At 68.8% G+C, this 22,544-nt stretch carries 26 protein-coding genes; 14 read left to right on the top strand and 12 right to left on the bottom strand.

Annotated elements, in window-relative coordinates; all coding sequences use genetic code 11:
* Window positions 1–3: 3 nt before the first annotated feature.
* On the top strand, window positions 4–1,845 hold the full coding sequence (locus FQU85_RS03015) for a UvrD-helicase domain-containing protein (protein ID WP_145844074.1): 1,842 nt from the start codon (window positions 4–6) through the stop codon (window positions 1,843–1,845).
* On the top strand, window positions 1,845–2,993 hold the full coding sequence (locus FQU85_RS03020; RefSeq protein WP_145844079.1) for a Xaa-Pro peptidase family protein: 1,149 nt from the start codon (window positions 1,845–1,847) through the stop codon (window positions 2,991–2,993). The genes FQU85_RS03015 and FQU85_RS03020 overlap by 1 nt, the downstream gene beginning before the upstream one ends.
* On the opposite strand, the gene FQU85_RS03025 is transcribed toward FQU85_RS03020, so the two are convergent.
* Complete coding sequence (locus FQU85_RS03025) at window positions 2,990–3,217, bottom strand: hypothetical protein (RefSeq protein WP_145844082.1); 228 nt, start codon at window positions 3,215–3,217, stop codon at window positions 2,990–2,992. The genes FQU85_RS03020 and FQU85_RS03025 overlap by 4 nt on opposite strands.
* Window positions 3,218–3,293: 76 nt before the next feature.
* Here FQU85_RS03025 and FQU85_RS03030 point away from each other — a divergent pair, with 76 nt between their 5' ends.
* The gene (locus FQU85_RS03030) at window positions 3,294–3,884 is read left to right on the top strand and encodes a riboflavin synthase (protein ID WP_145844084.1); all 591 of its coding nucleotides are present in this window, start codon (window positions 3,294–3,296) and stop codon (window positions 3,882–3,884) included.
* On the opposite strand, the gene FQU85_RS03035 is transcribed toward FQU85_RS03030, so the two are convergent.
* Complete coding sequence (locus FQU85_RS03035; protein WP_145844087.1) at window positions 3,881–4,900, bottom strand: PrsW family intramembrane metalloprotease; 1,020 nt, start codon at window positions 4,898–4,900, stop codon at window positions 3,881–3,883. The two genes, FQU85_RS03030 and FQU85_RS03035, sit on opposite strands and share 4 nt — an antisense overlap.
* Window positions 4,901–5,157: 257 nt before the next feature.
* On the opposite strand from FQU85_RS03035, the gene FQU85_RS03040 reads away from it, so the two are divergent.
* On the top strand, window positions 5,158–5,550 hold the full coding sequence (locus FQU85_RS03040) for a hypothetical protein (protein WP_145844089.1): 393 nt from the start codon (window positions 5,158–5,160) through the stop codon (window positions 5,548–5,550).
* Window positions 5,547–6,944: a DUF402 domain-containing protein gene (locus FQU85_RS03045; protein ID WP_145844091.1), complete on the top strand. Its 1,398-nt coding sequence runs from the start codon at window positions 5,547–5,549 to the stop codon at window positions 6,942–6,944. The genes FQU85_RS03040 and FQU85_RS03045 overlap by 4 nt, the downstream gene beginning before the upstream one ends.
* Here the strand turns inward: FQU85_RS03045 and FQU85_RS03050 are convergent.
* From FQU85_RS03050 to FQU85_RS03060, 3 genes are read right to left on the bottom strand one after another with little or no spacing between them, the layout of a single operon-like run.
* Entirely contained in the window at window positions 6,937–7,305 is a 369-nt protein-coding gene (locus FQU85_RS03050; RefSeq protein WP_145844098.1) for a hypothetical protein, read from the bottom strand. The two genes, FQU85_RS03045 and FQU85_RS03050, sit on opposite strands and share 8 nt — an antisense overlap.
* Window positions 7,306–7,686 carry a NifU family protein gene (locus tag FQU85_RS03055; protein ID WP_145844107.1) on the bottom strand — a complete coding sequence of 127 codons (381 nt, stop codon included), beginning with the start codon at window positions 7,684–7,686 and terminating at the stop codon, window positions 7,306–7,308.
* A gap of 26 nt (window positions 7,687–7,712) precedes the next feature.
* Window positions 7,713–9,143, bottom strand: coding sequence for an LVIVD repeat-containing protein (locus tag FQU85_RS03060; RefSeq protein ID WP_145844114.1), 1,431 nt, complete (start codon window positions 9,141–9,143; stop codon window positions 7,713–7,715).
* Window positions 9,144–9,220: 77 nt separating this feature from the next.
* On the opposite strand from FQU85_RS03060, the gene FQU85_RS03065 reads away from it, so the two are divergent.
* Complete coding sequence (locus FQU85_RS03065) at window positions 9,221–9,961, top strand: SDR family NAD(P)-dependent oxidoreductase (RefSeq protein WP_145844124.1); 741 nt, start codon at window positions 9,221–9,223, stop codon at window positions 9,959–9,961.
* Between the two features lie 106 nt (window positions 9,962–10,067).
* Complete coding sequence (locus FQU85_RS03070) at window positions 10,068–10,541, top strand: YbaK/EbsC family protein (RefSeq protein ID WP_145844135.1); 474 nt, start codon at window positions 10,068–10,070, stop codon at window positions 10,539–10,541.
* Here FQU85_RS03070 and FQU85_RS03075 read toward each other — a convergent pair.
* Entirely contained in the window at window positions 10,538–11,113 is a 576-nt protein-coding gene (locus FQU85_RS03075; protein ID WP_145844147.1) for an LURP-one-related/scramblase family protein, read from the bottom strand. The genes FQU85_RS03070 and FQU85_RS03075 overlap by 4 nt on opposite strands.
* Before the next feature lie 45 nt (window positions 11,114–11,158).
* Entirely contained in the window at window positions 11,159–11,392 is a 234-nt protein-coding gene (locus FQU85_RS03080) for a zinc ribbon domain-containing protein (protein WP_145844152.1), read from the bottom strand.
* A 126-nt stretch (window positions 11,393–11,518) separates the two neighbouring features.
* Between FQU85_RS03080 and uvrA the strand changes: the two genes are divergently transcribed.
* Together uvrA and FQU85_RS03090 are read left to right on the top strand one after the other, a co-directional pair.
* Window positions 11,519–14,476: an excinuclease ABC subunit UvrA gene (gene uvrA / locus FQU85_RS03085; RefSeq protein WP_145844154.1), complete on the top strand. Its 2,958-nt coding sequence runs from the start codon at window positions 11,519–11,521 to the stop codon at window positions 14,474–14,476.
* A 118-nt stretch (window positions 14,477–14,594) separates the two neighbouring features.
* Window positions 14,595–15,257, top strand: coding sequence for a lactate utilization protein (locus tag FQU85_RS03090; protein WP_145844156.1), 663 nt, complete (start codon window positions 14,595–14,597; stop codon window positions 15,255–15,257).
* Between the two features lie 60 nt (window positions 15,258–15,317).
* Here FQU85_RS03090 and FQU85_RS03095 read toward each other — a convergent pair whose 3' ends face one another.
* Window positions 15,318–16,439: a serine hydrolase gene (locus FQU85_RS03095; RefSeq protein ID WP_145844160.1), complete on the bottom strand. Its 1,122-nt coding sequence runs from the start codon at window positions 16,437–16,439 to the stop codon at window positions 15,318–15,320.
* A 72-nt stretch (window positions 16,440–16,511) separates the two neighbouring features.
* Here FQU85_RS03095 and FQU85_RS03100 point away from each other — a divergent pair, with 72 nt between their 5' ends.
* Both FQU85_RS03100 and FQU85_RS03105 read left to right on the top strand, forming a co-directional pair.
* A complete protein-coding gene (locus FQU85_RS03100; RefSeq protein WP_145844162.1) occupies window positions 16,512–16,775 on the top strand; it encodes a hypothetical protein in 264 nt (87 codons plus the stop codon).
* A gap of 43 nt (window positions 16,776–16,818) precedes the next feature.
* Window positions 16,819–17,910 carry a geranylgeranyl reductase family protein gene (locus tag FQU85_RS03105; protein WP_145844167.1) on the top strand — a complete coding sequence of 364 codons (1,092 nt, stop codon included), beginning with the start codon at window positions 16,819–16,821 and terminating at the stop codon, window positions 17,908–17,910.
* Here the strand turns inward: FQU85_RS03105 and FQU85_RS03110 are convergent.
* Together FQU85_RS03110 and FQU85_RS03115 are read right to left on the bottom strand one after the other, a co-directional pair.
* Entirely contained in the window at window positions 17,907–18,980 is a 1,074-nt protein-coding gene (locus FQU85_RS03110; RefSeq protein WP_145844169.1) for an aminomethyltransferase family protein, read from the bottom strand. The two genes, FQU85_RS03105 and FQU85_RS03110, sit on opposite strands and share 4 nt — an antisense overlap.
* 129 nt (window positions 18,981–19,109) lie before the next feature.
* A complete protein-coding gene (locus FQU85_RS03115; protein ID WP_145844171.1) occupies window positions 19,110–19,427 on the bottom strand; it encodes an RPA12/RPB9/RPC11 RNA polymerase family protein in 318 nt (105 codons plus the stop codon).
* A 196-nt stretch (window positions 19,428–19,623) separates the two neighbouring features.
* Here FQU85_RS03115 and FQU85_RS03120 point away from each other — a divergent pair, with 196 nt between their 5' ends.
* The gene (locus tag FQU85_RS03120; RefSeq protein WP_145844176.1) at window positions 19,624–20,331 is read left to right on the top strand and encodes a DUF2270 domain-containing protein; all 708 of its coding nucleotides are present in this window, start codon (window positions 19,624–19,626) and stop codon (window positions 20,329–20,331) included.
* Between the two features lie 89 nt (window positions 20,332–20,420).
* Here FQU85_RS03120 and FQU85_RS03125 read toward each other — a convergent pair whose 3' ends face one another.
* On the bottom strand, window positions 20,421–20,708 hold the full coding sequence (locus FQU85_RS03125; RefSeq protein WP_145844178.1) for a DUF6432 family protein: 288 nt from the start codon (window positions 20,706–20,708) through the stop codon (window positions 20,421–20,423).
* An 85-nt stretch (window positions 20,709–20,793) separates the two neighbouring features.
* Here FQU85_RS03125 and FQU85_RS03130 point away from each other — a divergent pair, with 85 nt between their 5' ends.
* Window positions 20,794–21,699, top strand: coding sequence for an oxidoreductase (locus tag FQU85_RS03130; RefSeq protein ID WP_145844181.1), 906 nt, complete (start codon window positions 20,794–20,796; stop codon window positions 21,697–21,699).
* Window positions 21,700–21,740: 41 nt separating this feature from the next.
* Window positions 21,741–22,136 (top strand): DUF5611 family protein, encoded by a 396-nt coding sequence (locus FQU85_RS03135; RefSeq protein WP_145844184.1) that lies wholly within the window; start codon window positions 21,741–21,743, stop codon window positions 22,134–22,136.
* 2 nt (window positions 22,137–22,138) lie between these two features.
* On the opposite strand, the gene sepF is transcribed toward FQU85_RS03135, so the two are convergent.
* On the bottom strand, window positions 22,139–22,492 hold the full coding sequence (gene sepF, locus FQU85_RS03140; protein WP_145844187.1) for a cell division protein SepF: 354 nt from the start codon (window positions 22,490–22,492) through the stop codon (window positions 22,139–22,141).
* Window positions 22,493–22,544 lie beyond the last annotated feature (52 nt).

The following is a 22,544-nucleotide window of genomic DNA, read 5'->3' on the forward strand; positions in this document are numbered from 1 at the left end:
CCAATGACGGAGACGGAGCCGGCGGTCACCAGATTGTTCGGTGGGCCGGGTAGCGGGAAGACGACCGCACTGCTCGACCACGTCGAGGAAATCCTCGAGGACGACGAGGTGGACGTTCGCGACATCCTCGTCGTGTCGTACACGCGCGCCGCGGCCGCCGAGGTTCGGGAGCGGCTCGCAGAGCGGTTGGACGTGAACCCGCGTTCGCTGCAGGGGAACGTCTGCACGATGCACGCGAAGGCGTACGAGCTCCTCGACCTCTCGCGGAGCGACGTGGTGGGGGAGTCCGACAAGGAGGACTTCTGCGAGGACTACGGCCTGCCGTACGAGGACGAGTACTCGTCGGGGAGTCGACGGACGGCGCGGTCGACGACGCTCGGGAACAAGGTGATCGCGACGAGCCAGTGGCTCCAGCGCACCAGTCGAGACGTTGCGGACTGGTACGACGTCCCCTTCCGGTGGAACGACGAGGAGGTTCGGCTGCCGCCGGACATCGACGAGAACGCACAGACCGGGAACAAGTACACGCCGACGTGGCCGTCGGACGACGACCGCTTCGACATCCCCGAGGCGATTCGCGCGTGGCGGACGTACAAGGGCGAGGAGGGCCTCGTCGGGTTCGCGGACATGCTCGAACGCGTCGAGCAGCGCTCGCTCGTCCCGAGCGTGGACTACCTCGTCATCGACGAGTTCCAGGACATCACGACGCTCCAGTACGACGTGTACGAGGAGTGGAAGCCCCACATGGAGGCGGTTCTCATCGCGGGCGACGACGACCAGGTCGTGTACGCGTGGCAGGGCGCGGACCCCGACCTCCTCCTCGAAACCGAGGTGACGGACGACGTGATCCTCCCGAACTCCTACCGTCTCCCCTCAGAGGTTCTGAAGGTGGTACAGCAGGAGGTCGAGCACATCGAGAACCGCCAGGAGAAAGACCTGAAGCCGCGCAAAGAGGGCGGGACGGTGGAGGCGGTGGAGAGCCCGTCGATGCTGGACGTGGCGCGGAACGTGAAACAGACCATCGCCGCGACGGAGGACGACACGGTGATGGTGCTGTTCCGGGCGCGCTACCAGTTGTTCGAGTTCGTGGACGAGTTCATCGGGAACGGCATCCCGTTCAAGGCGCTCACCGACCAGCGGCTGTGGACGGATCGCCTCGCGGACTACGTGCACGCGGTGGAGAAAATCGACGCTGGCGACCCCGTGACGGCGCTCGAAGCGCGGCGGGTCGCGGACATGCTGCAGGACTCGGCGTTCAGCACGAACGAGCGCAGCGACCTCCGGGACGAAATCGAAGCCCGCGAGGAGGCCGCGGACACCGAGGACGCGACCGAAATCGAAATCGGCGCGGACGCGATTCGGGAGTACGCGCCGTTCATGCCGTCGCCGGGCGCGGCCGCGGACATGCTGCGGAAGGTCACGCGCTATCAGCGCAAGTCCGTGGACGCGTACTTCGCGGGCGACTACCGCGGCATGGATCCCTCCCGTGTTCGCGTGGGGACGATTCACTCTGCGAAGGGGCGGGAGGCCGACCACGTGTTCCTCGGGACCGATCTGACCGAGAAGGTCGTCGAGCAGATGGCGGCGACCGTGGACGACTCGGAGATTCCGGCGGGCGTGGAGGAGTTCACGCGGCAGACGGATCCGGTTCCCCTCCTGACGGACAACGAGCGCCGCGTGTTCTACGTCGGGATGAGTCGCGCCCGCGAGCGGCTCGTGTTGATGCAGAACGTCATCAACGGCGCGCCGACGCTCTCCATCGACGTGCTGTTGTACGGGGAGCCGTCGGGCGACCCGCTCGCGGAGTCGCTCGGTGACGCCGAGGCCCCCATCCAGTTGAACTGATGGTCGCGCCGGAGACGACGTTCGCGTTCCTCTACGACGAACTCGAAGCCCGGGACGCGACCGGGTTCGTGCACGTCGGCGGTCGGTTCGATGACGCGCTCAGGTATCTCACGCGGTTTTCCGGCCCCGCGGAGCGGTACGCGTTCGTGTTCGTCGGCGGGGACGCGGTGCTCTGCGCGCCCGACGGGTTCGAGCGGCAGGCCAGGCGGGAGTTCGCGGGCGACTACGTGTACACGCCCGGCGACCTGCGCGCGGACACGCCGGGCGGGCGCGCGGTCGAGGTGCTGGAGGCGTACGACGCGGACGGAACCGTGCTCGTCCCGCAGGACGTGCCGCACGACGCGGCAGTCCGCCTCGAACGCGCCGGGTTCGACCTCGCGTCCACCGACGCGGTGGCGCGCGAGCGCGTCGTGAAAGAGCCAGAAGAGATCGAGGCGCTGCGGAAGGCGCAGGCCGCGGCGGCCGCGGGGATGCGTCGCGCGGAGACCGTGCTCGCCGCCGCGGACGCAGGGGCCGCGGACGACGCGCTCCGGTTCGATGGCGGGCGGTTGACGACGACGCGGTTGCGCCGCGAGGTGGACGCGGCGCTCGTCCGCGAGGGCGCGACCCCCCGGGAGAACACCGTGGTCGCGGCGGGCGGCGCGTGCACCGACCGCCACTTCCGCGGGGACGTGCCCGTTCGGCCGGGCGAGACCGTCGTGGTGGACGTGTCGCCGCGCGGCCCGCACGGCTATCACGGCGCGCTGACCCGGACGTTCGTCGTGGACTCCGAGGGCGGCTGGGAGCGCCGCGCGTTCCTCGCGGTCGAGTCCGCCCAGGCGGCGGGATTGGACGAACTCTCGGGCGGGGCGGACGCGAGCCTCGTGCACGAGGAGACGGCGGCCGAAATCGGCGCGTACGGCTTCCCCGCGGGCTACGGCGACACCGGGTTCACCCACGGCACGGGGTACGGCGTCGGCGTGAGCAGTCGGGAGGCTCCCGCGGTGCCGAGCGACACGCCACTCGAACCCGGGACGGTGCTCGCGGTGGAACCGGGCGTCTACGACCCGAGCGAGGGCGGTGTGCGCCTCGGCGATCTCGTGGTCGTCACCGACGGGGGGTTCGAGTACCTCCGCGAGTACCCGCGAGCGTTCACGCCGCGGGCTTAGTCCTCGTCGTCGTCGGTGACGGCGCCGGCTGCTTCTTCGGCGGCGCGCTCGGGAAGGTCGAACGGCGTCGTGATGTAGCGTTCCGCGGCGAGCATCAGGACGGCGATGGCGACGAACGCCCAGCCGGTGGTGTGACCGGCGACGACGCGGTTCACGCCGTAGAGGGCGACGGGGAGTGCGAACGCGAACGTCGCGGCGAATTTCACGAGTCCGATGATACCCATTGCTGTAAGAGGGGCGTTCGAGCGCCCTAAACCCCGCGTTCGCAACACACTTGAGTCGCATCCCAGTACTGGACGTATGTTCACGGGTATCGTCGAGGACACCGGCACGGTCGCGTCGGTCGAATCGACGGACGACGGCCGCCGACTCCGAATCGAGACGGCGGAGTTGAGCGGGTTCGAGCACGGTCAGTCCATCAGCGTGAGCGGCGTCTGCCTCACGGTCGAAGCGTACGGGGAAAACTGGTTTTCGGCGTTCACGGCGTCTGAGACCCTGGAGAAGACGTACCTCGGAGAACTGGACGCGGGCGACGCGGTGAACCTCGAGCGCGCGCTCCCGGCGGACGGGCGGCTGGACGGCCACATCGTGCAGGGACACGTCGACACCGTCACGGAGGTCGTGGGGATCGAGCAGGTCGGGGAGGACTGGACGTTCACGTTCGCGCTCCCCGACGGCTACGAGCAGTACGTCGCACAGAAGGGGTCGGTGGCGCTCGACGGCATCAGCCTCACCGTCGCGGACGTGGACGACGACGCCGGAACCTTCTCGGTGGCGGTGATTCCGACGACGTACGAGTTGACGACGCTCGCGGAGAAATCAGCGGGGAGTCCGGTGCACGTCGAGGTGGACGTGGTGGCGAAGTACGTCGAGCGCCTCGACGCCTACTAGTCGAGTCTGCGAACCGCGCTCTTCAGGTCGGTGTCGCCTCTGTCGTAGCGCGCGGCGCCCGACTCCTCGTACGCGGCCCCGTATCGCTTGAGTTTCCGGACGAGGAGGAAGAAAAAGACGCCGTCGTAGAGGACGACGAACGCGAGGAACACGGGGCCTTCCGCGAGGGCGAGCGGTTCGTAGACGAGGTGGAGGTTGCTGACGGCGGTGTTGTAGGTGGCGTGGATGAGCGCCGCGACGAGCAGTCCTTTCACGACGATTGGGCCCTTGTTGTCGGGATTGAACTTCGCGAGGCCGAGGTAGTAGCCGGCGAAAGCGGAGTAGATGACGTGGCCGGGCCCGGCGAACGTGCGGACGGCGGCGATCTGGAGCACGGCGACGTCCGCGTTCACGCCGGTCGCCTGGAGAGTCTGGAGGACGTCGCGGCCGATGTAGATGGCGTTCTCGATGGTGGCGAACCCGAGGCCGGCGACGGCGCCGTACACCGCGCCGTCGACGACGGCGTCGAAGCGGTCGCTGCGGTAGGCGTAGAGGCGGACGGCGAGGAGTTTCACCGTCTCCTCGACGGGGCCGACGACGAGGTAAAACACGACGACCATCCAGGTGATGCCGGCGAGCGCGAACGCGCCCTGGAGGAGCGTGTTGAGGACGGCGGCGAACCCGGCGAAGAGGAAGCCGAGGGAGAAGGTCGCGGCGAGCAGCGGGAGGGGTTCCCCGGTGGTGACGTCAGTGTGCCAGACGTACGCGACGAGGCCGAGCGCGGGAAGAACGGAGAGGACGACGTACGCGGCGACGTACGGGCGTTCGAGGAAGACGAACCCGAGGCTGGCGGCGAACAGCGTGAACACGACGAGCAGCGCGAGGAGGACGACCGCGTACCGACTGCTGGTGACGAGGCCGTCGTAGACGGCGACCGCTGCCCGGTCGAGGGCGGTGCGGACTTCCCAGTCCGTGACGTCGTAGAGGTCGCGGTCGCCGGTGGCGGCGCGCTGTACTGGGTCGCGTTTCTCCGACATGCGGAACGGGTACTGACGCGGCATACAAAACCGTTCCCGCCGAAAAATCAGTACGTCATAATATGCCTAAAGGACACGGCTTATCTACAGTGGTCGTGTGACAATCTGTCATGGCATTCAGTGAGAGCCGCGGACTCCTGTACACCGAGCCGCCGAACGCGGAGGAAGAGCGACGAACACCGACGACCGAGAGCGAGGGCGCGACGCCGGCGCCCGCCGACGACTGATTTTAGGGAGTGCGGTATCGAGGTAGTCGTATGCTGTTCGACCAGCGGGTGCGCACGGAACTCCACGACGCGGGCGTAGACCCGGCGACCCTCCGCGAGATAGAAGAACGGGTGGCGGCGGACGCCCGGGAGACGGCGGAGCGCGTCGAGGACTTCTTCGACGCCCACGACGCCGTCTACTCGGACATGGAGTTAACGCACAGTTCGAGCGAGCACCCCGAGCACGCCGTCGAGTACGCCGACCTGTTCACGCACAGCGAGGACGTGCGCGGGTTCCTGCGGTTCGACACGTGGGGCGCGTACGTCGAGAACGCGCGCGTCCTCGACGCCGAGGACGGAGAGGCGACGTTCGTGGAACTCGAACTCGGACAGACCGTCCACGATCGGGTGCGCTTCGCGCCCGACCGCGCGAGGCTCGAATGACCGTCTCGGTGCGCGGCATCTACGCCACGGCGCTCACGGAACTGCTCGCGGAGGTCGGCGTCACGAACGCCTCCGCCCCGATCCGGGAGCGCTTCGACCGCGACTTCTCGACGGGGCCCGCGGCGGCGCACGTCTCCACGACGAGCGACCGACAGGGCGTCGGCGTCACCGGCGACCCCGACACAGTCGGTTCGGTCGTCGAACGACTCCGCGAGGTCGGCGCGGACACCTTCCGCTATCGAGACCGCGCGCCCCGCGGCGCGGTGTTCGAGGGGCGCGTCGAGGAGACCAGAAGTGGCGGCGCGGTCGTCGACCTCGGCGAGACCGACGGCTATCTGCCGTTCGAGGAGTCCCAGGAATACGTCGAGGAGGGCGACACGGTGCGCGTGCAGGTAGTCGCCCCGAAGCCGCCGTGGGTGTCGCGGCGGCCGCGGCTCTCGACCGACATCCGGGCGTTCGGGGACGCGGCGACCCTCGTCCGGGGACGAGACGCGCTCGTCGCGGACACCCCGAACGGCGCGCCTGAACTCGCGCGCACGACCGAGATCCTCCCCCCGGACGTACCCGCGGACTGGGCGGTCGCGTGGGAGGACGCGGCGGCCGACCTGTCGATGGACGCACTCGGTGACGCGCTCGCGGCCGCCGTCGAGGCGGCGGAATCGCTGGAGGGCGCGCTCGGCGGCGGCGTGGACGTCGACGACGTGCCCGCGCGAATCGCCGCGCCGGACGCGACGACGTGGGTGTGGTTCGGCGGGGACGCGCGGCGCGCGCTGGACGACGTGCGCCGGAACGTGACCGAGACCATCGCCGGCCATCACCGCATCAAGGCGGGGAGTTCAGCGGCGAGCACGGCCGTGGACTTCGCGGAGGCGCTCGGCTCGCTCCCCGACGAGTTCCCGTTCGCGGCGGTGAGCGAGCAGTTCGGGCCCGCGGCGGGCGACCGAGTCGCCATCGAGCACGGGAAGCCGGACGGCCGCCTCATCACGCTCGGCCGCGGAGACGTGACGGACTGTGACCGCGACGCGGCCCGTATCACCGTCGAGCGCGAGATGACCGCGGGCGGGACGTACGACGCGCTCGACGTCGAGCGCCAAGCCGGCGACGTGGCGGTCACGCGCTTCCAGGAGGGGCGGTGGTGGTACCCCACGGTGTACCGGGGCGAAGACGGCACCCGTCGGGGGACGTACATCAACGTGAACACGCCGCTCGAACTCTTTCCATCGAGTGTCCGGTACGTCGACCTCCACCTCGACGTGGTGAAACACGCGGACGGCACCGTCGAACAGGTGGACGCGGACGAGCTCCAGGAGTGCGTCGAGGACGGTCTCGTGACGGAGGACGTAGCGGAGACAGCGACCGACGTGGCCGACCGCATCGAGAACGCGTTCAGCTAGACTGGAGGGTTTGCCGGCACTTCACGACGAACCCGGCGAGGTTCTGCGCGATGTCCACCTCGAACGCGAGCACGACGCCGCTCTGCTCGGCCTCCCGAAGGTGGATGAGAACGCCGTCTTCGTAGAGTTCGATGCTCGCGCGCGCGTCGCCAAACGGGCTGCCCTCCTCACGGAGGGGTTCGTAGTCGCGGACGCGGTCGACGATCGCCTGGTTTCGCTCCTTGAGCCGCTGATCCGGGAGGTCGTCGCGCCGATAGAGCACCTCCCAGCCGAACGACGTGTAGCGGACGCCCGTGCGGAAGTACTCGCCCGCCTCGGCGGTCACGAACCGGACGAGGCGAGCGTGGCGGTCGCTCGCCATCTAGAAGTGGCTCTGGTGGTTCGCGTCGCCCGGCCCGCCCTCGCCGCGGCCGCCGCGCCCGCCCTCGTTCCGGTCGATCCCCATGACGGACTCCGCCTGCTCGGTTCCCCAGTTGTCTGAGCCGTCGCTCGCGAACCGGACGGTCACGTCCGTGACGTCGGGGAACTCCGTCGCGAGTTCGGTCTTGATTCGCTGGGCGGTCCGCGGGCTGATTCCGCAGCCGCTGCAGGTGCCGCCGAGTTCGACGACGACCTCCCCGGTCTCGGGGTCGGCCGTCCGGACGGCGCTCGTCCCGCCGTGCATCTTGATGATGGGCATCTGGGCCGTGAGCCAGGTCTCCACCTCGTCGTGCAGGCTGGCGTCGGTCGCGGCGTCACTCATTGTATCCAATATCGGGGTCGAGACTCCTAACTGTTCGGTTCGTCCCCCAGCCACCGCGCCACGCCCGCCGCGCCCGCGAGGCCCGCGAGGCCCGCGAGGCCCGCGAGCACGCCGAATCCCGGTGTACTCCCGGACGACGCCGATTCCGTCGTGTCGGCCGTCGTACCTGCCGGTCTCGTGGTCGTCGTGTTCCTCGCGGTGGTAGTCGCGTTCGTGGTCGTGGCGGTGAGCGACGGCGCGTCCGGCTGGTAGCCCGCGTGGTCGGGGAACGCGTAGAGCGCGCCGCGCGCGCCGTCGGGGACGCCCGCGTAACTGCTCGCGACGAAGCAGCCCTCAGCCGCGCGCGCCGTCCAGAACGCGGCCTCCGCGGGCTGACGCCACCACGCGAGTTCGAACGGCTCCGCGGGGTCGCGCACGTCGAACAGCTTCACGCCGCCCTGGTACCACGACGTGTAGAGGCGGCCGTCGGTGAGTTCGAAGTTGTGGCTGGTCGTCCACGTCCCGCGGAGTCCGGGGTCGGCGGTCTCGGGCGCGGGGATGTGAGCGAGTTCGCGGGGGGTCGCGGGGTCGGTGATGTCGTAGAGCGTGATGCCGCCCGGGCCGCCGGTTCGGTCGTCCTCCGGGGTCGTCTCCCAGGCCTCGCTGTTGACCGCGAGGACGCTGGCGTCGTCGTTCGGCGCGGCGTAGTGGTGGTTCCCGGGGAGTTCGTATCCCTGGCGCGTCGGCGCGTCCGCGAGGTCGACCGGGTCGTGGGGCGCGATGTGCGAAATCACGGCGGGGTCTGCGGGGTCGGACACGTCGAGCAGCCACGTGCCGGCGTCCCAGTGCGCGACGTACGCGACCTCGTTCCGGACGTACACGTCGTGACACGACCAGAGGAAGCCGGGGACGTCGAGCCAGGCCGGGTTCTCGTCCGCCGCCCCCCAGCGCGCGACCTCCCGCGGCGTTCCGGAAACGTCGACGATGGCGAGTTCGCGGCGGTCACTGTGGTTCGCGGTGAGGTAGGCGTGCGAGTCCGTGAGGAAGCAGTTGTGTATCGGGTACTCGGTCTCGTAGACGGCCTCCCGGACGGGGTTCGCGGGGTCGGACACGTCGTAGAGGAGGAGCGCGCTCGGGCTGCCGGCGTTCGCGGGGCCGACGACTGCGAGCCGCGACCCCCGAACAGTCACGTCGTGAATCCCGGTGAGCGGGCCGTTCTCGCGGTCGGCGAGGATGCCGCGGCGCTCCGCGAGCACCGTGAGGTCTGCGGGGTCGCTCGCGTCCACGACCGCGAACCCGGTGGTCGCGGCGACGAACACCGTGGTTCCGTCCGGCCCAACGACGGCCTCCGTCGCGCCCGCGACGGCGACGCTGTCCCGGGGTTCGTACGGTTCCGGGTGCGCGCTCGCGCGACCGACGAGCGGCAGGGCGAGCGCCGCGCCACCGGCCGTGAGCGCGGCGCGCCGGGAGCACTCCATACCGCGAGTTCGCCGGACGCGGAGAAAAGCGTGGCGTCCGCCGGAAGCCTCTCGGCGCTGGCGGTCGAGGGGCCGGTATGCTCTCTCCAGACCTCGGTGGTCGGACGGCGCTCGTGACCGGAAGCGCGGCGGGCCTCGGGCGGGCGTTCGCGCTCGCGCTCGCGCGCAACGACGCGGACGTGGCCGTCCACTACCATTCGAGCGACGCCGCCGCGCACGCGACCGCCGAAGAAGCCCGGGAGGCGGGACGCGGGGACGCGGTCGCCGTGCAGGGCGACGTGACGCAGCCCGAGTCGGTGGACGGCATCTTCACCGAAATCGAGGCCGAACTCGGGTCGGTGGACGTGCTCGTGAACAACGTCGGGAACTTCGCGCCGAAGCACTGGACGGACATCGACTACGACGAGTGGGTGAACGTCCTCCACACGAACCTCACCGCGACCTACCTCACGTCGAAGCGCGCGCTCGCCGGAATGCGCGAGCAGGAGTGGGGGCGCGTCGTGAACGTCGGGTACGCCTCGGGCGAGAAGGGGCTCGTCAGTCCGAAGAACTTCCCGTACTTCGCCGCGAAAACGGGCGTCCTGATGTTCACGCGCATGCTCGCCGCCGACACCCAATCTGATGGAATCACCGCGAACGCCGTCTCGCCGTACGTCGTGGAGAACAGCGACGAGTTCCCGGACGACCTCCCCAGGGGCCGCCCCGCCGACTACGCGGACGTGACGCAGGCGCTCCTCTTCTTCTGCGACGAATCCTCCGACTACATCAGCGGGGAGAACATAGAAATCGACGGCGGCTGGCTGCCCGAAGACGTATAGGCGGGGTTCGGCGGAGATGTTGCGGCCGAACGCACGTGCGGCCGGAAACGGTTCGAGGGTTTGCGCGAGCGCGAACGTTTTTGGGGAATGGCGGGGACAAGCGGGTATGCACGAGCGAGCAGCGGAGTTCGCGGCGCGGGTGGAGGCCGAGTACGGGTTTCGGCCCGAGGTGGAGGAGTTCCCCGAGGGGACGAAGACGGCGGCGGACGCGGCCGACGCGCTCGGCTGTGACGTGGCGCAGATAGCGTCGAGCATCGTCCTCGTCGCGGACGGCGACGCGGTGGTCGTGGTGACGAGCGGCGCGAACCGCGTGGACACTGAGAAGGTCGCAGACCGGGTTGGCGCGTCCGGGGCGCAGATGGCTGACGCCGACGAGGTGAAAGCGGCGACGGGGTACAGCATCGGCGGCGTTCCCCCACTCTGTCACGACGGGAGTCCGCGCGTGCTGTTCGACGAGACGCTGCTCGACCACGACCGGGTGTGGGCGGCCGCGGGAACGCCGGACGCCGTGTGGCCGAGCGACCCCACAGACCTCGCGGAACTGTCGGACGCGGCGGTCGCGGACGTGGCGGAGGATTAGGCGTTGTCTTCGAGAGCGTCGAGCACGCAGGCCGCGGCGACGACGGCTTCCTTCGGCACGTCGCTCGCGTCGTCGATGGTGACGGTGTAGGTGTCCTTGAGGGAGAACTGGCCGTCGATGTCGCCGACGTGGTCGCCCTGCGGGTCGCGTATCTCGTACTTGTTCGGGACGAGGTTCGCGACGTTGACGAAGTGGCGGAGGACTTCGAGCACTTTGTTCTTCGAGGAGATGGTGGCGAGCGCCTCGCCGGTGTCGGGGTCGCGAACCGTCCAGTTCTCGGCGAACAGCGACCAGTCCTCGTCCAACACGACGACCGCCTCGCCGGTTCCGGCGTCCGTGATGGTGTAGTTCCCGGCGACGTCCATGATGCCGCCGGCCTTGACGGTGAAGGCGTCCTCGCCGTCGCCGGTGACGAACGGGAACTCCTCCTTGAGTTTGAACATCTTCTGCTTCCCGCGGAGGACGACGTTCCCGGCGTCGTCACGGACGGCGTACTTGTTGCGGACGAGGGACTGTGTGACCTCGTAGCGGTCGCCGGTGAGGTCGACGGTGGAGATGTCGTAGTCGCTCATACACGTACGTCGCCGCCGCCGGTGAAAAATCCCGGTGGCGCGTCGCTACGCCCCGGAGATCGCGTGGTCGCAGTACTCGCAGGTGTCCGCGTCCGCGTCGTTCGGCGCACCACAGTTCGGGCAGTTCACGCGGTTCACGGCGTCGTCTCCGCCTCCCCGAGTGACGGAAACCGCGAGTGCGAGCAGGCCGACGACGAGTGGTCCGAGTGGGCCGGCGAAGAGCGCGGAGAGGCCGGAGAGCACGAGCGCGACGCCGATTACGGTGAGCGGGTCGTCCATACGCCCCCGTACCGGGAGGGAGAGTGAAAAACAACGGCGACCGCCGGTCTCTGGACAGGGGCCCGTCCGGCGAGGACCGGGGCGACCGACGAACTTTCGTTCGTCCGCGCGTAACAACGATAACTAATGAGTGAGGACTACATCGAGGTCCGCGGGGCGGAGGAGCACAACCTGAAGGACCTCGACGTGCGGATTCCGCGCGAGGAGTTCACGGTCGTGACGGGGCTGTCGGGGTCGGGGAAATCGTCGCTGGCGTTCGAGACCATCTACGCGGAGGGCCAGCGGCGGTACATCGAGAGCCTGTCGGCGTACGCGCGGAACTTCCTCGGGCAGATGGACAAGCCGCAGGTGGAGGCCGTGGAGGGGTTGTCGCCGGCTATCAGCATCGACCAGAAGAACGCGGCGAACAACCCGCGGTCGACGGTCGGCACCGTCACCGAACTCCACGACTACCTGCGCCTGCTGTACGCGCGCGTCGGCGTCCCGCACTGTCCGGAGTGCGGGCGCGAGGTGGGCGAGCAGTCCGCCCAGCAGATGGTGCGGCGCGTGATGGAACTCCCGGAGGGGACGCGCGCGAAGATAGCCGCGCCGGTGGTGCGCGACCAGAAGGGCGCGTTCGAAGACCTGTTCGAGGAGCTCATGGCCGAGGGGTACTCGCGGGTCGAGGTGGACGGCGAGTCGTACGACCTCGCGGTCGAGTCCCCGGAGCTGGACGAGAACTACGACCACACCGTGGACGTGGTGGTGGATCGCGTGACGGTCAGCGAGGACGCGCGCTCGCGAATCACGGACTCCGTGGAGACCGCGCTCGACGAGGCCGAGGGCGTGCTGAAGGTCGTCGTCCCCGACCCCCCGGAGGGCGTGGAACTCGGCGGGTCGGTCGCGCGCGCGACCGGCGACCTCGCGGACGACGACGCGGACGACCGGCTGGTGGTGGAGTTCAGCGAGGACCTCGCGTGCACGCACTGCGGCATCGACATCAGCGAGATCGAGACCCGCAGCTTCTCCTTCAACAGCCCGCACGGCGCGTGTCCGGAGTGCGAGGGGCTCGGGCAGTCGAAGGAGGTATCCGAAGACCTCGTGGTGCAGGACGCGTCGAAGCCCGTGAAGCACGTGTTCGAGCCGTGGAGTTACAACCGGTCGTACTACCGGAACCTCCTCGACAACGTCGCCCGGCACTTCGACGTCGACCTCTCCACGCCGTTCGAGGAGCTGGACGCGGACGTGCAGGAGGCGTTCCTGTGGGGAACCACGGAGGACGTGGTGTTCCGGCGGGAGACGAAGAACGGCGTGCGGCGGAAGGAAGAACCGTTCGAGGGCGTGATTCCGAACCTCGAACGGAGGTACGGGGAGACGGATTCGGAGCGGGTGCGCGAGCACATCGAGGACTTCATGAGCACGACGGCGTGTCCGGCGTGCGACGGCACGCGCCTGAAACCCGAGTCGCGGGCGGTGCTCGTGAAGGACACGTCGATTACGGAGGTGAACCGGATGAGCATCGGGGACGCCCGCGAGCACTTCGAGGGCCTCGAAGCCGGGATGTCCGAACGCGACCGCAAGATCGCGGAAGAGATCCTGAAGGAGATTCGAGCGCGCCTCGGGTTCATGGAGGAAGTCGGGCTCGAGTACTTGACGCTCGACCGGGAGGCGTCGACGCTCTCCGGCGGCGAGTCCCAGCGGATCCGGCTCGCCACCCAGATCGGGTCGGGGCTGGTGGGCGTCCTCTACGTGCTGGACGAACCCTCGATCGGCCTGCACCAGCGGGACAACGACCGCCTCCTGAACACCTTGGAGGAGCTCCGCGACCTCGGGAACACGCTCATCGTAGTGGAGCACGACGAGGAGACGATGCGGCGCGCGGACACCATCGTCGACATGGGGCCCGGTCCCGGCCGGCACGGCGGCGAGGTGGTCGCGCAGGGCGACTTCGACGACATCGTCGCGTCCGAGGACTCCATCACGGGCGACTACCTCGCGGGCCGCAAGCAGATTCCGGTGCCGGAGGAGCGCCGCGAGTGGTCGGACACACTGACGGTTCGCGGGGCGCGCCAGCACAACCTCACCGACGTGGACGTTGACATCCCGGTCGGCGCGTTCACGGCCATCACGGGCGTCTCCGGGAGCGGGAAGTCCACGCTGATGCACGACGTGCTCTACAAAGGGCTCGCACGCGGGATGAACGGGAACACGAGCGTCGACCCCGGCGAGCACGACGGCATCGAGGGCACCGAGAACATCGAGAAGGTGCGCCTGATCGACCAGTCGCCCATCGGGCGGACGCCCCGGTCGAACCCGGCGACGTACACGGGCGTGTTCGACTACGTCCGGGAGAAGTTCGCGCAGACGAAGCTCGCCCAGCAGCGCGGCTACGACAAGGGCCGCTTCAGTTTCAACGTGAAGGGCGGGCGCTGCGAGGAGTGCGGCGGGCAGGGGACGGTGACCATCGAGATGAACTTCCTCTCGGACGTGCAGGTGCCCTGCGAGGAGTGCGGGGGCGCGCGGTACAACGACGAGACGCTGGACGTGACGTTCAAGGGGAAGACCATCGCGGACGTGCTCGACATGAGCGTCGAGGAAGCCCGGGAGTTCTTCGAGGCGGACAGCCGGCTCGGCCGCCGGCTCCAGTTGCTGGAGGACGTGGGACTGGACTACATGCGGCTCGGCCAGCCCTCGACGACCCTGTCGGGCGGAGAGGCCCAGCGCGTGAAGCTCGCGGAAGAACTCGGGAAGAAAGCGACGGGGGACACGCTCTATCTGCTCGACGAGCCGACGACGGGCCTCCACTCGGAGGACGAACGGAAGCTGATTCAGGTGCTGCAGCGGCTCACCGACCGCGGGAACACCATCGCGGTCATCGAGCACGAACTCGACCTCGTGAAGAACGCCGACCACGTCGTCGACCTGGGGCCCGAGGGCGGCGAGCGTGGCGGCGAAGTCGTCGCGACCGGGACGCCAGAGGAGGTCGCGCGCGAGGACGACAGCCACACCGGCCGCTACCTCCGCGACAAACTCCCCGCGGTGGACGCGGAGGGGCCGCGCGACGGCCGCGAGAAGCCCGACGCGCCGGCGCCCGCACAGGACTGACTGGCGTGGGAGTCGGTGTCGATGAACTCGGCGTAATCGGGTGACACGGGGGTTACTCGCTCGGGCAGTCGCCGCCGCAATCCCGGCGTTCTTCCGGGTTCCGGCCCACCCTCTGGGTATGTCCGAGCAGACGAAAGCCGACTACATCGACGACGTGCGCGTGGACGAGGAGTGGGACGACCACCCGAGCGAGAGCGAGCTCGAGGAGGCCGTGGAGAGCCTCGAAGCGAGCGGGTTCGAGGTCGAGGTCGTCCCGGACGCCGAGGCCGCGCTCGACTTCGTCACCGGAGAAATTCCCGCGGACGCGTCCGTGATGAACGGGCACTCCACGACGCTCGAAGAGATCGGGTTCACGGAGTACCTCAACGAGGGCCAGCACGACTGGGAGAACCTCCACGCGGAAGTGTTCAGCATCGACGACGACGAGGCGCGCGCGAAGGCCCGACGCGAGGCCCAGACCGCGGACTACTTCCTCGGGAGCGTGAACGCCATCGGCCGCGAGGACGGGACGCTCGTCGCCGCCGACCTCTCCGGCAGCCGAATCGGCGCGTACCCGTTCGCCGCCGGGCACGTCGTCGCCGTCGCCGGCGTGAACAAGATCGTCGCCGACGAGGACGCCGCGCGCGAGCGCCTCCAGGAGTACGCGTACGCGTTCGAGAACGAGCGCGCGCAGGAGGCCTACGGCGTCGAGAGCTACCCCTCGAAGGAACTCGTCTTCCGCCAGGAGACCGTCGAGGGCCGCACGACGGTCGTCCTCGTCGAGGAGACGCTCGGCTACTAAACTCCCGTGTTTTTCTCTCGCGACGCGAGACGGAGAGCGACAGCTACCGTCGCGGTCGCGTTAGGCGTACACCGTTCGCACGGCGTCCGCGAGTTCGTTGACGCGTGCTCGGTGCTCGAGGGAGTCGCGGATGCCGTTGGTGACGTAGGCGAAGGCGATCCCGGTTCCGGGGTCGGCCCAGGCGACGCTGCTGCCGAGGCCGCCGTGGCCGAAGACGCGGTCGGGGGCGACGGTGCCGTACTTGTCGTGGGCGGTGCCGGCGCGGACGACGCCCAATCCGTAGCGGCGGGGGACGGAGAGCGTCGGGTCGCGTTCGGTCTGGGCGTGGACGCGGGTGAGGGTGGCGACGGTGTCGGTGGCGAGGATGCGGTCGTCGCCGATGCGGCCGCCGTTGGCGAGGCAGGCGTAGAAGCGCGCCATGTCCGCGGCGGTGCCGACGCCGCCGGCGGCGGGGATTTCGGCGCGGTGGATGGCCTCGCGGTTGAAGGTCGCGGCGGAGTCGCTCCGGTCGGGGCCGAGGCCGCTGTCGGGGGTGCGACAGCGGTCGGGGTCGGCGAACCCGGTGAGCGTCGCGATGTCGTCGGGTTCGCTCTCGGGCAATCCGATGTGAGTGTGTTCCATCTCGATGGGCTCGAAGACGTGGTCGCTGGCGTACGCGCCGACGGAGCGCCCGCTGACGCGGCGGACGAGTTCGCCGGCGAGGAACCCGAAACTCACGGGGTGGTACGCGGGCGTACCGAGGTTTCGCGGGGCGGCGTCTTCGAGGATGCTGACGGACGCGTCCCAGTCCGTCCACGCGTCGGGCTGGCGGTCGAGGTCGGTGAGCGCGAGGCCGGCGCGGTGCGTGAGCACGTCCGCGACCGTCGTCTCCGCCTTCTCCGTTCCCGCGTCGGCGTACTCGGGCCAGTGGTCGGTGAGTGGGTCGTCGTAGGCGAGAGCGCCCTCGTCGACGAGATGGTGGACGCACGCGGCCGTGTAGGGTTTCGTGCAGGAGAAGAGGACGAACTTTCGGTCGGGCGTCACGGGGTCGCCGTCCGGCCCCGTCTCGCCGCCCGCGAGCGAGAGGACGCGATCCTCGCCGTCGTACACCGCGAGCTGCGCGCCGTGGTGGAGTCCAGCGTCCAGCTGAGCGGCGAACAGCTGTTCGATTCGCGCCGGGCCGTCCGCGTCGAAGACCGACATACCGGAACCTGGATGTCTGTCGACAAATACGTTCGGCCGAACGGCTTAGTGCGGCGGCGTGAAACGACGGGTATGGAGCGGCTGTACCTGTACGACGGTGCGCTCGCACTCATCGGGCTATCCGTGATAGTACAGACCGCGGTAACGGGCGATAACGCCGCGCTGACCGCGGTCGTCGCAGTCAGCGGCGGCGCGATGGTCGTCGGCGCGGGCTACGACGCGCTTCGGCGCGACCCGGCGGCGTTCGCGGTTCCCGCGGGCGCGGTGCTCGCGCTCGTCGTCGCCGCCGGAGTAGCGCTGTGCGGCGCGCTGTTGAACGTCGCGCTCGCCGCGTGAGGTCTCCCAAGACCTATCTCGATACGGGGCCTACGACGGGGTGATGTACGATTTCGCCGTCGTGGGCGTCGGACCGCCGGGCGCGCGGTTCGCGCGGCGGGCCGCCGAGGAAGGCTACGACGTCGTCGCGTTCGAACGCGGCGAACTCGGGAAGCCGCTCGCGTGCTCGGGCCACGTCAGCCTCGATGTCTGGGAGTACGTGCCCGCGGAGGCGCGCGAGGAGTTGTTCCAGAACGACATCTACGGCGCGCGCTTCCACACGGGCGGCGCGGACTCCGAGAGCCACGAGTTCTACACGGAGACGCCGATTTCGAACGCGGTCGACCGCGTCGAGTTGGACAAGGCGCTCGCCGGTGCGGCTGCGGACGCGGGCGCGGACGTGCGCGAGCACCACACCGTGACGGGCGTCACGGAGCGCGCGGGCCACGTGGAACTCTCGGTGAGCGGGCCGGACGGCGCGTTCGAGACGGAGGCGCGGATGGTCGCCGGCTGCGACGGGCCGCGTTCGCGCGTCCGGGACGAACTCGGACTGCCGGAGCCGGAGGAGTTCCTGCACGGCGTGCTCGCGTTCGACCCCGAGCCGGACAGGCAAGACTTCGTGGACGTGCACCTCACCGTCCCCGGGTTCTTCGCGTGGCGAATCCCCCGGGGGCCGGGCGGCGTGGAGTACGGGCTGGCGGCCGCGCCGTCCGCGGACGGGGACGTGTCCGCGCGGTTCGACGACCTGGTCGCGGACTACGGGGTCGCAGAGCGCATCGAACACCGGTGTTCGGGCCTGATTCCGGTCGGGCCGCCCGACTCGGTGACGGGCACTCGCGGTTTTCTCGTCGGTGACGCGGCCGGGATGACGAAGCCGTTCACGGGCGGCGGCATCCTCTACGGGATGACCGCGGCCGACCACGCCGCGGCCACTATCGATCCCGCGAATCCGCGGACGCTCGCGGACTACGAGCGCGCGTGGCGGAACGACCTGGAACGCGAGATCAGACTGGGGAAGCTCATCCGAGCGGGATACGACGCGCCCGCGGCCGTTCAGAAGCTCGGGATACGGCTGTTCGAGGGCGAAATCGGCGTGCACATGGATCGCCCGACCAGTCTGTTCTCCGCGGAGCAGGTGCGGTCGATGCTGCGCTAGTACGTGGGGAGGCGAGCCGAGCGGTCGCTCCCCTCGACGAAGGGGAGCGTTTCGAGTTCGCCGCGGCTGTCGCCCACGGAGACGGTGGCGTCCGCGGGCGTGTCGAAGTCGACGTACGCGAGCGCGAGGGGCGCGTCGAGGCTGCGGCTGTACCGGACGCGCGTGAGTTCGCCCACTGCGTCGCCGTCGTGGTGGACGTCGGCGCCGTCCGCGGTCGTGTCGTCGAGGCGGACGCCGACCAGTCGCTTGCTCGGGCGGCCGCGGTTCTCGACCTTCGACACGATCTCCTGGCCGACGTAACAGCCCTTCTCGAAGTCGAGGGCGTTCCGGACGCCGGCGACGTTCGGGATTCTGTCCTTGAGTTCGTACTCGAAGAGCGGCGTGCCGGCTTCGAGGGTGAGGGACTCCCAGACGGTGCGGCCGAACGGCGCGGCGTTCAGGCCGCGGGTGAGCAGCGTGTCGAAGACGGTCTCGGCGTCCGCGGCGGCGCACACCACGTCGTAGCCCTCCTCGCCGGTGGGCGCGTCCGTGCGCACGACGGTGACGCCCGCTTCGTTGATGCGGCCGCGGTCGAACGTCAACTGTTCGTCGGGCGGCGTACCGCCGTGCAGTACGCTCGCCACCTTCTCCGTGGATTTCGGGCCGTGCACGCCGAACACCGCGAACTCCTCGGTGGCCTCCCGAATCTCCACGTCCTCGATGAAGACGTTCTCCCGCCACTCCTCGGCGATGTCGCCCGCCGTCTCCGGGGGCGTGAACACGAGGAGTTTGTCGTCGGCGTTGTAGACGTACATGTCGGTGCGGACGCGCGCCTGCGGGTCGAGCAGGAGCGCGTAACATCCCTCGCCGTCGCTCGCGGGGACGCGGTTCGAGACGGCGTTGTCGACGAAGTCGACGCGGTCGTCGCCCGTGACGACGAGCACGCCGTACGCCATCTCGGTCGCGCCCGCGGCGTTCCGGACGGCGCGCTGCGTGCGCTCGGGCCGACCGTAGTCCGCGGGGAGGTCGCGGTCGCCGACTTCAGCGAACGACGCCCCGTAGTCCTCGTGGAACTCCCGCAACACAGTCATACGTAAACGAGCGGGCCGCGGGCGGTTAAAGGCACAGAAACCCGCGCTGCTGGAAGACACCCCCTGTTGAACCGCACTCGCTGCTAATCCGGTGGTGGCGCGCGGAATCGAGCGTTCTAGGAGACGCCGTCAGGACTCGCGCCACTTGGTGCCGCACTCGACGCACGTGAACAGCCGAACCTCGTAGGAGCCGCCCGGTTTCGGCATGATCTCGTAGTACGCCCGGTCGCTGTCGCAGTCGCTCGCCGGACAGGACTCCTGTATCGTCTCGGAGTCGTCCCGGGTCGCGTCGGCCACCTCGGGCGCCCCGTCGTCCTGCTGTCCATCCTGCGTCGTCATCGCCGCTTCTGCCTGTGAGTCCCGCGGCTCCTCGTGGTCACAGGAACGACACACCCACGTGTCGCCCGCCGTGTGCATCATCGAACCACACTCGTCACAGAAGTGCATATAGCGTTCGAATACGCGATTGCCGGATATATGTGTTAACTTCCGGTCTGTCCGGGGGTTCGGGCAACTGCGTTGGGTGGCCTGGCTGTACTGGAACAGACGGGAAATACGGCCCGTGGAACGCTGTGCGTGTATCGAGCGGTGCTGGAGCGGGTTTTGCGAAGGACGTTTTAGCGGGTGTCGCGAAGCCTACACCATGACTCGGGACGGTTCGTTCGACCCGGAAGACCAGAACGCGCGGGAGGTCGCTGCGGAAGCGGGACAGGATCACGAGGAGTTTCTGTCGCTGTTACCGCATTACTACCGTGGCGAAGTGGGGCAGATGTCGACGCATCTGAGCCGCCTCGACCTGACCACCGACTGGGCGATTGCCCTGCTCACGGCTGTCCTCGCGCTCTCGTTCGGGAGCGTCGACAGCCCGCCGTACTTCATTCTGCTCGGAATGCTCGCGTTGATAATGTTCCTGTTGTTCGACGTTCGGCGCTATCGGACGTACGACGCGACCCGGTCACGCGTCCGGTTAATAGAGGAGAACGTCTTCGCCAACGCGTTCGATCCGTCGGGAACCATCCACCGAAACTGGCGTGGAGAGCTCGGTGATGACTTGCGGAAACCGACGTTGAAGGTCTCGAGGTTGGAGGCGCTGTCTCGGCGTCTGAGACGCGTCTACCTCCCCCTTCTCACCGTGTTACTGCTCGCGTGGTTGTTCCGGATTACGGTCTTCGTATCCGGTGAAAACCCGCTTGAGACGGCGGCGATCCCCGGCATCCCCGGAGCCGTTGTTGTCGGTATCGTCACCGCGGTGTACCTCGGGGCGCTCCTGCTGGCGCTGTGGCCGACCTCACGAGAGGCAAAAGGAGAGTTTCACGGGGAAGAACCCGGTGAGTGGAAAACCGAGGAGTGAGGGGCGTATCCGTGGAATCGTGCTCCGCGGGACGTGCAGTCGATGGCGGCTCTCGACCCTGCAACCCGGCGTCACGAGCGTGCACGACGTCAGAACGGGAGGCGGTCGAGCACGCGGTCGAACCACGTTTCCTCGGCGTCCTCGCGGTCTGGCTCGGCTTTCGCGGTGGCGGTGATGACGGTGCGACCGTTCTCCGTCTCCGCGGTGATGAGGGAGTCGGACTTGAGGGCGGAGAGCGCGTCTTCGAGGGTGTCGATGTCCGCGTCGACGTGTGAGCGGAGTTCGAACACCGTCATCCCCTCGTCGCGGCCGACGAGCGCGTCGAGTATCTCCGTCTGGGGGTGCTCTCGGTCGCGGTGTTCGCGCGCTGCCTGCATGGCGAGACGTACGCGTCGCCGGCCCTTAGCCGTGTTCCCCGGCGAGCGGTAGTCTTTTGTCGCTGGCTCGGATACGCGTTCGCCAATGGGACTCAGGTGTTCGCTGCTCGGCCACGACTTCGGGGAGCCCGAGGTCGAACGCGAGCGCGAAGAACGCGGGAACGAAGTCGTCGAAACCGTTCGAGAGGTCAAAGTCTGCGAACGGTGCGGGTCGGAGTCGGTCGTGAGCGAGAACACCGAAGTCCGCTCGATCAAGCCCGACCCCCGGGCCGAGAACGGATCCGCGCACGTGGAACCGGACGCGGAGACGGCGTCGCCGTCGTCGCACGCGCCCGACCTGGAAGCCGCTGTCACGCGCGTCTCCGAGGACGACCCGGGGGACGCGTCGTCCGGGGACGCGGGCGTGTCGGGCGAGTTCGGGGACGTGTCCGCTGAGGAGGACGACGGCGTCATCCTCTCCGACGACGACGAATCGGACGAGGCGGAGGTGCCGGCTGACCGCGAGCCCGGCCAGTGGCCGGACGCGGGCGACACCCGGCAGGACGAGCGCGCCGGAACAGCGGCGAACCCGAGCGCCGTGCCGGACGAGGCCGCGGGCGACGCGGACGGCGGCGCGGAAGTCATCGACGCGGACGCCGAGAGCGAACCGAGCGAGGGAGACACCTCCGAAAGCGAGCACAGTCCGTGGCCGGACGTCGACGGCGACGACGAGGGGTTCGACGCGAAACCGGGGGCTGGCGGCGGTGTCGAGTTCGACGAGAGCGGGCAGGCCGCGGCGCAGGCCGAACACGCGAGCGAGGACGAGGACGTGGAGTACGTCGAAGCCGGGTTCGAGTCCACGGGCAGCCTCGACCCCGAGCACGCGACCGACGCGGACGGAACCGAACTCGTCTGTCCGCAGTGCGGCCACCGGACGGCAGTGAGCGGGTCGTCGCTGCGCGCGGGCGACATCTGTCCCGAGTGCCGGAAGGGCTATCTCGCGGAGCAGTAGGACACGAAGGGGTTATAGTTCCGCCGCGGCTTCTCCCGTCCATGAAGGAGTACAAGATGCGGCGGGGAGAGCACCTCGAAGACCGAGTTCCCGACCTGAAGGGGAAAGTCGAGGAGTACTTCGGCGAGATCTCCGCGACGGAGGAGTACAAAGGCAGCGACCTCTACGTCGTCGAAGACCCGGACAATCCCGTGTTCGAGCGCGTCGTCGCCGGCGCGGTCGAGTACTCGGGGAAGAAGGACAAACTCGGCGTCGACTTCGTCGAGCGCGACGCCGCGGACGTCATCGCGGAGGGGAACGCGGACGCCGCGCAGGACGCCGTGAGCGCGAAGAACGACTTCTTGAAGGAAGTGACGGGCCGGGACGCGAAGTCCCGCCGCGACTCGATGAAGCGCTCGGTCGAGGATGACGCCGACAAGCCGGACGGCGTCTCGTAACCTTATCGGTTGAGTTTTTCGCGGCTGACGGAGATGCCGGACGGCGTGACGATGAGCTGGTCGTCGCCCTTCTGGACGATGTCGCCGCCGACCTCCTGGGCGACCTGGCGGAGTTCGTCGATGACGTGGTCGACCATCTTGTCTTCGGTGCGGAGGCGGGTGATGTCGGCGATGACGACGTCGCCGTCGTAGACCGCGTCCTTGATGGCGATGACGTCCTCTTGACCGTCGATTTCGGCGATGTGGACGCTCTTGCGTGCGTTTCCGGCGCTAGTTTCGAAGTCGCCGACGTCGAGTTCGACGTAGTCCTCGGTCGAGCTCCCGCCCGCGCCGAGAATCTTATCCATGAATCCCATACCGTAGTCCTCCCGAGGCGTCTCAATAGAGTTTACGGAGAACGGGGCTGCC

The sequence above is a fragment of the Salarchaeum sp. JOR-1 genome (assembly GCF_007833275.1).
Classification (GTDB): Archaea; Halobacteriota; Halobacteria; order Halobacteriales; family Halobacteriaceae; genus Salarchaeum.

Coding starts and splice junctions, on each gene's coding strand:
- FQU85_RS03095 (WP_145844160.1), bottom strand. CDS start 16,439: ATGTCGGTCTTCGACGCGGACGGCCCGGCGCGAATCGAACAGCTGTTC.
- FQU85_RS03070 (WP_145844135.1), top strand. CDS start 10,068: ATGCACGAGCGAGCAGCGGAGTTCGCGGCGCGGGTGGAGGCCGAGTAC.
- sepF (WP_145844187.1), bottom strand. CDS start 22,492: ATGGGATTCATGGATAAGATTCTCGGCGCGGGCGGGAGCTCGACCGAG.
- FQU85_RS03035 (WP_145844087.1), bottom strand. CDS start 4,900: ATGTCGGAGAAACGCGACCCAGTACAGCGCGCCGCCACCGGCGACCGC.
- FQU85_RS03030 (WP_145844084.1), top strand. CDS start 3,294: ATGTTCACGGGTATCGTCGAGGACACCGGCACGGTCGCGTCGGTCGAA.
- uvrA (WP_145844154.1), top strand. CDS start 11,519: ATGAGTGAGGACTACATCGAGGTCCGCGGGGCGGAGGAGCACAACCTG.
- FQU85_RS03130 (WP_145844181.1), top strand. CDS start 20,794: ATGGGACTCAGGTGTTCGCTGCTCGGCCACGACTTCGGGGAGCCCGAG.
- FQU85_RS03115 (WP_145844171.1), bottom strand. CDS start 19,427: ATGCACTTCTGTGACGAGTGTGGTTCGATGATGCACACGGCGGGCGAC.
- FQU85_RS03120 (WP_145844176.1), top strand. CDS start 19,624: ATGACTCGGGACGGTTCGTTCGACCCGGAAGACCAGAACGCGCGGGAG.
- FQU85_RS03055 (WP_145844107.1), bottom strand. CDS start 7,686: ATGAGTGACGCCGCGACCGACGCCAGCCTGCACGACGAGGTGGAGACC.
- FQU85_RS03080 (WP_145844152.1), bottom strand. CDS start 11,392: ATGGACGACCCGCTCACCGTAATCGGCGTCGCGCTCGTGCTCTCCGGC.
- FQU85_RS03105 (WP_145844167.1), top strand. CDS start 16,819: ATGTACGATTTCGCCGTCGTGGGCGTCGGACCGCCGGGCGCGCGGTTC.
- FQU85_RS03045 (WP_145844091.1), top strand. CDS start 5,547: ATGACCGTCTCGGTGCGCGGCATCTACGCCACGGCGCTCACGGAACTG.
- FQU85_RS03100 (WP_145844162.1), top strand. CDS start 16,512: ATGGAGCGGCTGTACCTGTACGACGGTGCGCTCGCACTCATCGGGCTA.
- FQU85_RS03110 (WP_145844169.1), bottom strand. CDS start 18,980: ATGACTGTGTTGCGGGAGTTCCACGAGGACTACGGGGCGTCGTTCGCT.
- FQU85_RS03040 (WP_145844089.1), top strand. CDS start 5,158: ATGCTGTTCGACCAGCGGGTGCGCACGGAACTCCACGACGCGGGCGTA.
- FQU85_RS03020 (WP_145844079.1), top strand. CDS start 1,845: ATGGTCGCGCCGGAGACGACGTTCGCGTTCCTCTACGACGAACTCGAA.
- FQU85_RS03025 (WP_145844082.1), bottom strand. CDS start 3,217: ATGGGTATCATCGGACTCGTGAAATTCGCCGCGACGTTCGCGTTCGCA.
- FQU85_RS03125 (WP_145844178.1), bottom strand. CDS start 20,708: ATGCAGGCAGCGCGCGAACACCGCGACCGAGAGCACCCCCAGACGGAG.
- FQU85_RS03075 (WP_145844147.1), bottom strand. CDS start 11,113: ATGAGCGACTACGACATCTCCACCGTCGACCTCACCGGCGACCGCTAC.
- FQU85_RS03015 (WP_145844074.1), top strand. CDS start 4: ATGACGGAGACGGAGCCGGCGGTCACCAGATTGTTCGGTGGGCCGGGT.
- FQU85_RS03065 (WP_145844124.1), top strand. CDS start 9,221: ATGCTCTCTCCAGACCTCGGTGGTCGGACGGCGCTCGTGACCGGAAGC.
- FQU85_RS03060 (WP_145844114.1), bottom strand. CDS start 9,143: ATGGAGTGCTCCCGGCGCGCCGCGCTCACGGCCGGTGGCGCGGCGCTC.
- FQU85_RS03090 (WP_145844156.1), top strand. CDS start 14,595: ATGTCCGAGCAGACGAAAGCCGACTACATCGACGACGTGCGCGTGGAC.
- FQU85_RS03135 (WP_145844184.1), top strand. CDS start 21,741: ATGAAGGAGTACAAGATGCGGCGGGGAGAGCACCTCGAAGACCGAGTT.
- FQU85_RS03050 (WP_145844098.1), bottom strand. CDS start 7,305: ATGGCGAGCGACCGCCACGCTCGCCTCGTCCGGTTCGTGACCGCCGAG.